The organism is uncultured Campylobacter sp. (genome assembly GCF_937997405.1).
Taxonomy (GTDB): Bacteria; Campylobacterota; Campylobacteria; order Campylobacterales; family Campylobacteraceae; genus Campylobacter_B.
Window position 1 is genome coordinate 1 of record NZ_CALKTL010000201.1, and the last position, 11616, is coordinate 11616.

The 11616-nt window shown below is 47.5% G+C and carries 11 protein-coding genes; 4 read left to right on the top strand and 7 right to left on the bottom strand.

What is annotated here, in order from left to right; all coding sequences use genetic code 11:
* From Q0372_RS10265 to yajC, 7 genes are all read right to left on the bottom strand, one after another.
* The coding region (locus tag Q0372_RS10265) for a hypothetical protein (RefSeq protein WP_298105628.1) at window positions 1-1250 on the bottom strand (1250 nt) is incomplete at its 3' end.
* Window positions 1231-1770: an LPS assembly lipoprotein LptE gene (gene lptE, locus Q0372_RS10270; protein WP_177389347.1), complete on the bottom strand. Its 540-nt coding sequence runs from the start codon at window positions 1768-1770 to the stop codon at window positions 1231-1233. The genes Q0372_RS10265 and lptE, both read right to left, overlap by 20 nt.
* Before the next feature lie 6 nt (window positions 1771-1776).
* A complete protein-coding gene (gene leuS, locus Q0372_RS10275) occupies window positions 1777-4224 on the bottom strand; it encodes a leucine--tRNA ligase (protein ID WP_298105632.1) in 2448 nt (815 codons plus the stop codon).
* Between the two features lie 9 nt (window positions 4225-4233).
* Window positions 4234-4575 (bottom strand): DUF6394 family protein, encoded by a 342-nt coding sequence (locus Q0372_RS10280; protein WP_005872279.1) that lies wholly within the window; start codon window positions 4573-4575, stop codon window positions 4234-4236.
* 9 nt (window positions 4576-4584) lie between these two features.
* A complete protein-coding gene (gene secF, locus Q0372_RS10285; RefSeq protein WP_291935970.1) occupies window positions 4585-5553 on the bottom strand; it encodes a protein translocase subunit SecF in 969 nt (322 codons plus the stop codon).
* Window positions 5537-7141: a protein translocase subunit SecD gene (gene secD, locus Q0372_RS10290; protein ID WP_298105635.1), complete on the bottom strand. Its 1605-nt coding sequence runs from the start codon at window positions 7139-7141 to the stop codon at window positions 5537-5539. The genes secF and secD overlap by 17 nt, the downstream gene beginning before the upstream one ends.
* The gene (gene yajC / locus Q0372_RS10295; protein WP_005872282.1) at window positions 7131-7403 is read right to left on the bottom strand and encodes a preprotein translocase subunit YajC; all 273 of its coding nucleotides are present in this window, start codon (window positions 7401-7403) and stop codon (window positions 7131-7133) included. Before yajC ends, secD begins: the two co-directional genes overlap by 11 nt.
* On the opposite strand from yajC, the gene Q0372_RS10300 reads away from it, so the two are divergent.
* From Q0372_RS10300 to Q0372_RS10315, 4 genes are all read left to right on the top strand, one after another.
* Complete coding sequence (locus tag Q0372_RS10300) at window positions 7379-8722, top strand: apolipoprotein N-acyltransferase (protein WP_298105637.1); 1344 nt, start codon at window positions 7379-7381, stop codon at window positions 8720-8722. The genes yajC and Q0372_RS10300 overlap by 25 nt on opposite strands.
* A gap of 64 nt (window positions 8723-8786) precedes the next feature.
* Window positions 8787-9506 carry a UMP kinase gene (gene pyrH / locus Q0372_RS10305; RefSeq protein ID WP_005872284.1) on the top strand — a complete coding sequence of 240 codons (720 nt, stop codon included), beginning with the start codon at window positions 8787-8789 and terminating at the stop codon, window positions 9504-9506.
* A gap of 23 nt (window positions 9507-9529) precedes the next feature.
* Window positions 9530-9748 carry a DNA-directed RNA polymerase subunit omega gene (locus Q0372_RS10310; protein ID WP_291935955.1) on the top strand — a complete coding sequence of 73 codons (219 nt, stop codon included), beginning with the start codon at window positions 9530-9532 and terminating at the stop codon, window positions 9746-9748.
* The coding region (locus Q0372_RS10315) for a RelA/SpoT family protein (RefSeq protein ID WP_298105640.1) at window positions 9726-11616 on the top strand (1891 nt) is incomplete at its 3' end. The genes Q0372_RS10310 and Q0372_RS10315, both read left to right, overlap by 23 nt.

Sequence of the window (11616 nt, forward strand, 5' to 3'; positions counted from 1 at the left end):
AGATCCTTGCTGATCATCAGCGTAAGGCTAGGCTTCTGAGAGCTAGGATCAACACAAGCCGCTACGAAGACGAAGGGCTCATGGAGCTCACCTGCGATCTGGAAGGCGATGTCCTTGACGATCTCAGCGGGAGCTTCCTTCTCGATGAGGAAGAGACGTACACCGCCGACCTCGACACGCTTCTCTAGGAGCTGACGCTTCTTCTCGGCGATCTGCTCACGGATATATTCTCCGACCTGCTTACCGAGCTCTACATTCTCCTCGAGGGTCTTACGGATAGCCGTCATCAGCTGAGGACTATTGTTGAAGAGCTGGCGGATGCTATCAATCAGGTCGGCCTGCTCGTAGAGATAGTTTTCAGCTGCTTCGCCGGTGACTGCCTCGATCACGCAGTAATCGCAATCCCTAAAAAGCACTGCCGCCGCAAGCGTGAGATACTCGAAATATGACAGGCTATCTTTAAACTCCGCGGGCAAGCTCTCTTGCAAAAACTCATGCGCGAAATCAAGCTCCTCATCCGTAGCATCGCGCCCTAGCGAAATGGGAGGCGAGCTTTGAGCGGATTTAAAATTTGATCTTAGCGGAGATTTAAAATTTTGCTCCGGCGAGAAATTGAAATTTTGCTCAGACATCGATTTAAGATCTTGCGAATTCCATAAATTTTGTGTAGAAGCAGAATTTTGCGTATCGATCGAATTTCGCGCGATAGAATTACGCTCGCTACAAAAATTTCGTGTGGTAGAAACGGAGTTTTGCAGGGCGGAATTCTGCTCGCCGTGCGAATTCTGAGTGGCGATAAAATCCTGCGTGGTGGAATTTTTCAAATTAGAAATAGAAATTTGAGAGGCGGAATTTTCTCTGTTCGCAAAATTTTGCATCTTTGCGGAATTTTGTTTTTCTGTAAAATTTGACACCAAAGCGGAATTTTGCTCGTTTTTAAAATTTGAAGCGTCGGAATTTAACGCAAAAACGGGACTTTGCGCGATGCGTCCGCCTAGATAGATGCGCTCGTTGAGCTTAAAAACGTGCGGGCTAGTGTAGTGCCCGACGCTAAAGCCCGCTGCGGCGATCGCGTTAGCCAAAAACCGCCCGGTGCTGCCCTTGCCATTGGTGCCGATGATTTGAATGACGTTTTTGAGCGGAATTTTATCTTTAATGGCAGCATACGCCCGCGGGAAGCGCTCGTAGTCGATTTTTTTGTAATAAATCGGGCGATTTTGCAAAAATTCTTTAATGCTGCGCCCGCTCAAGTCTGAATCCCCTAATCGCAAGCGCCGAAATAAACTCGTCAAACGCCTGCGCGGAGGCATTTTCGATCGCCTTGTAGCGGTCCTTATCGCTAATGATCGAGCTCGTATCGTAGCTATTTTTGACTAGGCGGCTAACTTTAAAATCGTAATCGCCCACGCAATCCTTGCTGAAAACCTCGCCGTTTTTAAGCTTGGTGCTGAAATTTACGATGAGATTTGCGCGGTAGCTAGTGACATAGCCGAACTGATCGTATGAAAGCTCGCTAAAGCTTAGGCTTTTTATACTCGCTACTACGATCGTCTGCGCCGAGTTTTTATCCGAAAGGCTCATCCCTAGGCGCTGAACTATACCCTGCCTGATCGCATCTTTAATAGCGACGGTGTTTTGCGGATCGGTCTTGCTCATCATCACATCCACAAATACGCTTCCGCTCATCGTCTCTTTCGCGATCCTCGAAACGGGCTTGTAGCCGCAGCCGATTAAAAAAATCAAACAAAAAACGGTTAAAACTCTTCTCATCTTCGCCTACTTTATCACCAAATTTACGAGCTTGTTTTTGACGTAAATTTCTTTTACGATGCTCTTGCCCTCTAGCCATTTGACGCAGTTTTGCTTTGCAAGGCTTAAAATTTCGCCCTCGCTTAGGCCTGCATCCGCTTCAAACTCGGCGCGCTTTTTGCCGTTAATCGTGACGGCAAGCTTGATCGTATCGCTCTCAAAGACCTCTTCGCAAACTCGCAGCTCGCCGAAATTTCGCCTCTTAAACAGCTTCTCGCTAAGCTCGGCGCAGATGTGCGGCACGATAGGCTCAAGCAGGTTTAATATCACAAAGTAGCCCTCGGTAAATACGTCTTTGTTGCTCTGCGCATTTAGCGCATTTAGCGCCTCCATACACGCAGCGATTAGGGTATTAAAAGCAAAACTGCTCTCATAAACCTGCTGCGATTTCTTAAGCGCCTCATAAACTTTAAGGCGGGCGTATTTTTCCTCTTTATTTAAAGCAGCGTGGTCGATCTGTGGAATTTTATCAGTAGCGTAGGCATTTTCGGCGCGATCGTAAAGGCGATTTAAAAATTTATACGCGCCCTCTACCGCGCTGTCGTTCCACTCAAGCTCCTTTTGAGGAGGCGCGGCAAAAAGTATAAAAAGTCTCGCCGTATCGGCGCCGTAGGTCTCGATAATGTCATCGGGATCGACGGTGTTTCCTTTGCTTTTACTCATCTTTGCGCCGTCTTTTAGCACCATGCCCTGGGTTAGCAGCCGTTCAAACGGCTCGCTATCGCGCAGATAGCCTATGTCGCGAAGAGCCTTTTGGAAAAACCTTGCATACAAAAGGTGCAAGATCGCGTGCTCGATGCCGCCAATATACTGATCGACGTTCATCCAGTAATTCACGCTTTGTTCGTCAAATGCCCGCTGCTGCCACGTTCGCTCGTCGCTTGCGTAGCGCGCGAAATACCATGAGCTTTCAAAAAATGTATCGAGCGTGTCGGTCTCGCGCATCGCGTCGCCGCCGCATTTAGGGCATTTGCAAAACTTCCAGCTAGGATGTGTATCGAGTGGATTTCCTTTGCCAGTAATCTTAATATCCTGCGGAAGCTCTACGGGCAGATTTGAAATTTCTTCGCTTACAAGCCCGCATTTTGGGCAGTGGATCATCGGGATCGGCGCGCCCCAGTAGCGCTGGCGGCTCACTCCCCAATCGCGCAGTTTAAAATTTACCACGCGGCGTCCGAGCTTTAACTCTTCAAATTTTGAGATGACGGCGCTTTTTGCCCTCTCGCTATCCATGCCGCTAAACTCTTCGGAATTTACCAAAACTCCGCTCTCTGCGTAAGCTTTGCTAGCGTCATAATCGCCGCTTTTAGGAGCGATGCTTTGGATGATCGGCAGGTTAAATTTCTTTGCAAACTCAAAGTCTCGTTCGTCGTGCGCAGGTACCGCCATAACCGCACCGCCGCCGTATTCTGCTAGGACGAAATTTGCGGTCCAAACGGGGATCTTTTTGCCGCTTAGCGGATGAAGCACGCTGATTCCGAGGCTCACGCCGTCCTTATCGCTTGCTTGGCGCTCGCGCGGGCTTTGATTTAAAATTTCTCTTACCTTCGCCGTAGCTTCCGCGTCGAGTAAACCTTTATCCAAAAGCCTCTTTACGACCTCGTGCTCCGGCGCGACCGCCGCGTAGCTCATGCCGTAGATCGTATCAGGGCGTGTCGTAAAAACCTTAAAGCCCTCGATGCCACCAAGTTTGGCGCTGCTTTGCTCGTCAAATTTAAAGCTAAATTCCAAACCTTCGCTGCGCCCGATCCAGTTTTCCTGCATCGTAAGCACCTGAGCGGGCCACTTGCCCTCAAGCTGCTTTAGGCAATCCAAAAGCTCCTGCGCGTAGGCGGTAATTTTTAGATAATATCCCGGCATCTGCTTTTGCACGACCTCGTTGCCGCAGCGCCAGCACCTGCCCTCCTCTACCTGTTCGTTGGCAAGCACCGTCTGATCGTGCTCGCACCAATTTACCACGGCGCTTTTTCTATAGATGAGTCCTTTTTCAAAAAGTTTTATGAAAAATTCCTGCTCCCAGCGCGTATAAAGCGGATCGGAGGTGGCGAGCATGCGACGAGCCGAAAAGCTAAAGCCCAGGCGGTGCAGCTCGTTTTTCATATAATCGATATTTTCGTAAGTCCAAGTTTTAGGGTGAATGCCGTGTTTGATCGCCGCATTTTCCGCAGGCATACCGAAGCTATCAAAGCCGATCGGCTGAAGCACATTGTATCCGCGTAGTCTATAATATCGACTCAGCGCGTCGCCGATGCTGTAGTTTCGCACGTGCCCCATGTGGATGCGGCCGCTTGGGTAGGGAAACATCGAAAGGATATATTTTTTAGGCAGGCTGTAATCGTCCTTAGGCTCGAAAACTCCCTCTTCATCCCAAATTTTCTGCCATTTAAGCTCAATACTTTTACTATCGTAAGGCATTTTGCGCTCCTAGAATTCGTCTTTAGTTTTTGCCGACTCAATCGCTATTAAAATTAGCGAGAAAAAGTTTGCAAGTAGCGCGCCGATGGCAAGCGAGGTCACGATCGATAGATCTCCCGGCGCTACTACAATCAAAACGAACGCCGGTATGAGATGCAGATCCGCTACGAGCGAGCTTGCAAAAAGCTCGGCTGCTAGCATATTTCGCACGCCTACCTTCAAAAGCGTCGAAACTGCATTCACGCTGGTTGCTATGAAAAGTAAAATTTCATTCTTCTCATACAAAAACCCGCCTATCGTAGTCATACTCATCAGCGCAAAAAATATGTAAATTACCCTTCCCCAGTTCATCTTTTATCCTTACACCGTGCCTTTTTCATACATGGCGCGATTCTTTTCTTTCTCTTTGATACGGCGCTGTTTTTCAGCCAAAAACGCGCGGTATTTCTCGACATTAAATTTAAACAAAATCAGCATCGGAGCAGCTACAAATACGGAGCTGAAAGTTCCTGCTATGACGCCTATTAGCATCACGAAGCTAAAGCCGTGGATCATCTCTCCGCCCCAGACGAATAAAATCACGATGACGATGAGAGTAGTAAGCGAAGTAAGCAGCGTGCGCGATAGCGTATGAGAGATCGATTCGTTTATAACCTCATCAAGCTTAATCGATTTGCTATCTTTTACTCCTTCTCGAATTCTATCGAAAACAACGATGGTGTCGTTAAGCGAGTAGCCCATTATAGTTAGCAGTGCGGCTAGAATTTCAAGGTTGAAATCCACGCCGGCTAAAATCATCGCGCCTACGGCAACTACGACGTCGTGCAGATCCGATAATACGGCTGCAATCGCAAATCTCCACTCAAACCGCAAGGTAATATAAACCAAAATGAGCGCAAACGACACACATACCGCTAAAATTCCGTTTGTGCGAAGCTCCTCGCCGACTTTAGGACCTACGATATCGACCTTGCGAATGTCGAAGTTTCCACTACCTTGTAAAATTTTTTGCGCCGCTAAGGCGGGATTATCGCCCAGTTCACTCGCAGCGCCTGAATATCTAATCGTGACCTCTTGATCGCTACCAAATTCCGTAACGTTGATATTGCCTAAATTTGCCGCTTCGAAGCGCTTTCTGATCTCATCAAGTGGTGCTTTAGCGTCGTATTTAACCTGAATAAGCGTACCGCCGCTAAAATCGATGCCGTAATTAATGCCCTTAATGAAAAATAGCGCAATAGAGCCTATTATCAAAACAGCAGAAAGCGCAAAGGTAAAATATCTAAATTTCATAAAATCATAAATTTTGCCCTTATCGAACACTTGCATTTGCGCCTCCTCTTACTTTATAACCGAGCCAAAGCGCGGTATTTTTGCTTTTTTCCATCTTATCTATTACTAGCTCAAACATTCCGTGAGTGCCTAAAATAGCCGTTATCATCGACGCTACGATACCGATACTCATCGTGACGGCAAAGCCCTTCACTGGACCCGTGCCGTAAGCATAAAGCGCAGCAGAAGTAATTAGCGTAGTGATATTTGAATCCACGATCGCGCTCATCGCGTTTTCATAGCCTTTATTTATACTTTGGCGGATTGAAACTCCCGTCCTTAGCACCTCTCTAACGCGCTCGTTAATGATGACGTTCGCATCTACCGCCATTCCGATAGTTAGTACGATTCCAGCCATTCCAGGAAGCGTCAAAGTAGCGCCGAATAGCGCCATACAAGCTATCAAAAACAAGATATTGACCGTAAGCGCGATATCGGCAAAAAGTCCCGCTACGCCGTAGTATAAAATCATAAAGATCAAAATCGCAACCGCTGCAAGACTAAGCGCCGCCATACTTTTATCGATGCTATCTTGTCCTAGGCTAGGGCCGATGCTGCGTGTCTCTGAGACTTTAACAGGAGCCAAAAGCGCACCGCTTCTAAGCGCAATCGCTACGTCGTGCGCCTCCTCGACGCTAAATCCGCCGCTGATCTGACCGCTGCCGCCGCCGATGCGCTCGTTAATGCGCGGTGCGGAGTAAACCTTGCCATCAAGTACGATCGCAAGGCGCTTACCGACGTTTTTACCGGTAAAATCGCCAAAAATTTGAGCGCCTTGAGAGTTTAGCGTAAAATTTATGATCGGCTGGTTGGTGTGCTGATCGAAAGCTACCTTCGCATCAACTAGCATCGCGCCGTCTAAAACTGGAATTTCGTTTATGAGATACTTGTAATTTGGATTTTTAACGTCCGGGTAGATCACGTCGCCGTAGGCTCTGGCATCCGCTGCGCTAATAGTCTGCGCGCGGTCTTGGCGCACGTCGTCCACCGCCATAAGCTGCAAGTGAGCCGCTTTGGCGATCAGATCCTTGGCGCGCTGCTCATCCGCTGCGTTTTTGACGCCAGGAAGCTCAACCAAAATATAGCTCTCGCCCTGCTTTGCTACCGTTGGCTCCGCAAGTCCGAATTGATCCAAGCGGTTTCGGATAGTCTCGACGGCCTGTTCGATCGCATATTTTTTAGTCGCTTCGACCTCCTCGGGGGTTAGTGTGACGCGATATTTTTCGCCAGATTTTTGAATGTCTAATCCGCTTGCGGCGCTATGCAAAATCGCATCAAATTTGGAAGCCTCATCTGCGTCTAAAATTTCAAACTCAAACGAATCGCCTTCCAATTTTAGCCCGTCCATCAGCAGATCATCGCGCTTGGCGGCGTAATTAACGCTAGCGGCGATCGATTTGATCTTCGAAACGACCGCTTCGTCGCTTTGAACTTCCAAAAGCATATGCAGGCCGCCTTGCAGATCTAGACCCAAGTTTATCTTGCTTCCCTTTTCGGTCTGAAAGATCGAAGGCGCGGCAAAAATTGCCGAAAAAATAACCGCAGCTAAAAAGATCAGCAGGCGGTATGAAATTTTACTGCTCATCTAATTTTCTTGCCACGAATTGTTTATCTAGCTCGACCATGACCTCATCGTTAAGCTTAACTGTGATAAAATCATTGTTTGTTTTCACGACCGTGCATTTTATGCCACCGCTAGTTATGATCTTATCGCCTTTGCCGAGCGCATCGACCATCGCTTTATGATCCTTGGCCTGCTTTTGCTGTGGTCTGATAATCAAAAAATACATAATCGCAAAGATTACGACGATAGGCAGGATTGATGCAAAGAAGTTTCCTTGTTCCATGTGTTTCCTTCATTAGAAATTTAAAAAGTAGCTATTTTACATTAAGTTACATAAATAAAGGCTTTGTTCTTGCCCTTGCGCTTTCAAATTTTATTTTCGTAGAAATTTTAAGCTCTAAATTTGACGGTTTAATCGCCTTGGCGGCGGAATTTTTCTCGCCTCTAATTGCGATAGCGGCACTTTTTTATTTGCTAAAAGCAAGCAAGGCGGAGTGGTTTTGGTGCGGATTTTTTATCGGCGCGCTGTGGATGCACTGGATCAGCTTCAGCCTGATCTATTTTAATCTCGCGTTTTTGATCCCGCTTGAAATTCTTGGAATTTGTCTCGTTTATGCCTTTATTTTCCGCATCTTTGCGATCTTTGACGCGCCCGTTTTGCGCGCTGCATGCCTTTTAGCGCTGAAATTTATCCATCCTTTCGGCTTTGATTGGCTAAATTTTGAACTGCTGCTAAGCCATGGAATTTTCAGAGCCGATCTTAGCGCGCTGGCTCTGATTTTAGCGGGACTTTGCGCGGTTTTGTATCTACGGGGGCGCGGCGCGGCAGCTAAGCTTAACGCCTCGATTTTCGCGGCGTTTTTGATCTGCGCGTTGCAATTCAGCCAAAAAGAGCCCGAGCCGCTGCCGATTAAAATTTCGCTCGCAAACACCGATATTTCGCAGTATGACATCTGGGCAAAGGATAAAATTTTATCCGCCGCGTTGGCAAATTTGGCCCGCATAGACGATGCGATCGCGGCGGGGCAAGACGCGATAATCTTGCCTGAGAGCGCCTTTGCGATGCCGCTAAATTTAGAAAATGTGCTGGTTGAAGCTCTAAAGGAAAAATCGCGCGCAATTACGATCGTAGCGGGCGCGGAAGCGTATGAAGACGGGAAATTTTACAACAGCGCCTATCTTTTTACGAACGGGGAAATGAAGCGCTTTGATAAGCACATTTTGGTGCCGTTTGGCGAAATGGTGCCGCTGCCGGAATTTGCGCGGAATTTTATCAACCGCGTGCTGTTAGGCGGCGCGACCGATTTTTCGACGGCTAGCGGTTTTAGCGACTACGAGCTTGGCGGCGTAATCGTAAGAAGCGCCGTTTGCTACGAGGCTACGCGCGCGGAGCTTTACGAGGACTCGCCCAAATATGTCGTAGCGATCAGCAATAACGGCTGGTTCGTGCCGAGCTACGAGCCCTATTTGCAGCGCCTCATAATCCGCTACTACGCGAGCTTGCACGGCACGTTGATCTATCACGCCGTAAACGGCAGCGCTAGCGAGATAATCGCTCCGAAAAAAATCTGGATAAACCGCCTTAAAGATCATCTAAAATAGCCTAAAAAGTTATTTTTAAACGACTTTTGGATAATATTTTAAAATTTTATTAGGAGCTAAATTTATGGCTAAATACAATCGCATACTCGTAAAATTTTCGGGTGAAGCGCTAGCGGGAGAGAACGGCTTTGGGATCGACAGCGAAATTTTAAAATTTATCGCTAAAGAGATCAAGCAGCTCGTAGAGGGCGGCATCGAAGTAGGCATCGTAATCGGCGGCGGCAATATCATAAGAGGCGTAAGCGCCGCAGCTAGCGGTATCATCAAACGCACCAGCGGCGATCATATGGGCATGCTAGCGACCGTCATCAACGCAATCGCGATGAGAGAGGCGCTAGAATACGCAGGTATGGACGTACGCGTGCAAAGCGCGATAAAGATGGAAGCGATCTGCGAGACCTTCATCATCGGCCGCGCCAAAAGGCACCTCGAAAAAGGTCGCGTCGTGATCTTTGCCGCGGGCACGGGAAACCCATTCTTCACGACCGATACTGCGGGCACTCTCCGCGCGATCGAGATCGGAGCCGACGCTATCATAAAAGCCACCAAGGTAATGGGGATCTACGACAAAGATCCGCAAAAATTTAAAGATGCTAAATTGCTTTCCAAAGTCACTTACGATCAAGCCCTACACGACAACATCAGGGTGATGGACGATACGGCTATCGCGCTTGCTAAGGATAATGCGCTCCCAATCATCGTGTGCAATATGTTTAAGAGCGGAAATTTATACAAAATCGTCGATGGCGGAGATCTAAGCTCCTGCTCGATCGTAAAAAACTGAAATTTTAAATTTAAGGAGAATTGATGAGAACCGAACAAATTGTAGCCAAGGCTTTAAAAGTAACGGGCGGAGACAGATATAAGCTATCTTTGATGATAAGCAAACGCGCCGAGCAGCTAGCTGCAGGCGAACCACCGCTGATAGAGAACGTAGATACTCGCAGGATGAAATTTGCCGATATAGCAATCTTGGAACTAGCCGAAGGTAAGATCGCATTAGATGGAATCGTTGACAAGGATTAATGATAACTTCTTAGAAAGTCTCATCGACGATGTCGTCGATACCAAAGACATTCAAAGCGCCAAGCAGCTGCTTTATAATCTAAAAGAGCCCACTCCGCTGCTAGTGGATGCTATAAATTTATGCATCGCGCAGCATGACGGGCAGTTTCGCAAAAGTGGCGAGCCGTATGCGATCCATCCGATTTTGGTAGCCTGCTTCGTATCTTTTATGGGCGGAGACGACGCAATGGTAATATCTGCGCTACTACACGACGTAGTAGAGGATACAGATTACAGCATCGAGCAGGTTAGACAAAGATTCGGCGACGAAGTAGCCAAAATCGTAGAAGGACTTACCAAAATCGTAAATATCAGAGAGGATAAATTAGCCCCATCCGGCGATAGCAACGCCAAGCTGCGAACTACCGCGCTTACCTTCCGTAGGATGCTGATGATCTCCATTAACGATCAGCGCGTCTTGGTAGTCAAGCTCTGCGACAGGCTACACAATATGCTAACCCTCGACGCACTTCGCCCCGATAAACAAAAACGTATCGGCGAGGAGACGCTTTTAGTTTATGCGCCGATCGCGCACAGGCTTGGAATTTCATCGATCAAAAACGTGCTTGAAGATCTTAGCTTCAAATACGTTATGCCTAAAGAGTATTCGGCAATCGCCGATTACGTCGAAGAGCATAAGCAGCAGCTTCAGATGAGCTTGAGCAAATTTAGCGAAAAGATCAAGGAGTATATGCTTTCAAACGGCTTTAGTGAAGGTAGCTTTGAGATCCAAAAGCGAATGAAACACTACTACTCGATATTTTTAAAGATGCAGCGCAAAGGAATTTCGATCGAGGAAGTGCTCGATCTTTTGGCCATCCGCATCATCGTGCAAAAGCCGATGGATTGCTACTTGGCTCTTGGCATCATCCATACTAAATTTAATCCGCTCATATCGCGCTTTAAGGATTATATTGCGCTTCCGAAGCAAAACGGATATCAGACGATCCACACAACCGTCTTTAACGAAAGTATGATCGTAGAGGTGCAGATCCGCACCTTCGATATGCATAATACCGCGGAATTCGGCGTCGCCGCGCACTGGAAGTATAAATATAGCGGCTCGATCAATCCGAAGCTTGATTGGCTAAACGACATCGGCATGCAGGAAGAGGACGACGCCAACGCTGAGGATCTTTACGAATACGCTAAAGACAGCCTCTACGTAGAAGATATCGCCGTGTATTCGCCCAAGGGCGGAATTTTTACATTGCCGCGCGGCGCCACGGCGCTTGATTACGCCTACGAGATACACTCTCAAGTGGGCTTAAAAGCCACCGAAGCCTTTATAAACCGCGTCAAGGTGCCGCTTCTAACGGAGCTTAAAAACGGCGACATCGTTCATATCATCACGGGGGACGAGCCGCATTATCGCTGCAGCTGGCTAAGCTCGGTAAAAACGGGCAAGGCGCGCGCGACGATAAAGGCGTTTTGCAAACAAAAGATCAGAGATATAAATTTTGAAGTAGCAATTAAAATTTTATGCGCGATCTTTACGACGAGCAAGGAGAGCATTTTAAGCTGGCTTGAAAAAGAAAATTTAAGCAAAAAGATCGGCAAAGCTGCCTATGACTCGGTATTTTTAAAAGACGTCGTAAATGCGCTGAAAAAATACCCGCTCAAAGAGAAATTTTTCAATATGAAATTTCGCAGCAAGTATGAGATCGAGAAGCAAAAATTTGACAACATCGTGGTGTATTCAAATTTTAAAATCGACGAGGTTGAGTTTGATTACTGCTGCAACCCAAAGCGCGGTGACGACATCATCGGCTTTCGCAACGGACATGGCGTGACGGTGCATCATAAGCTGTGCGAACGTGCAAGCGAGC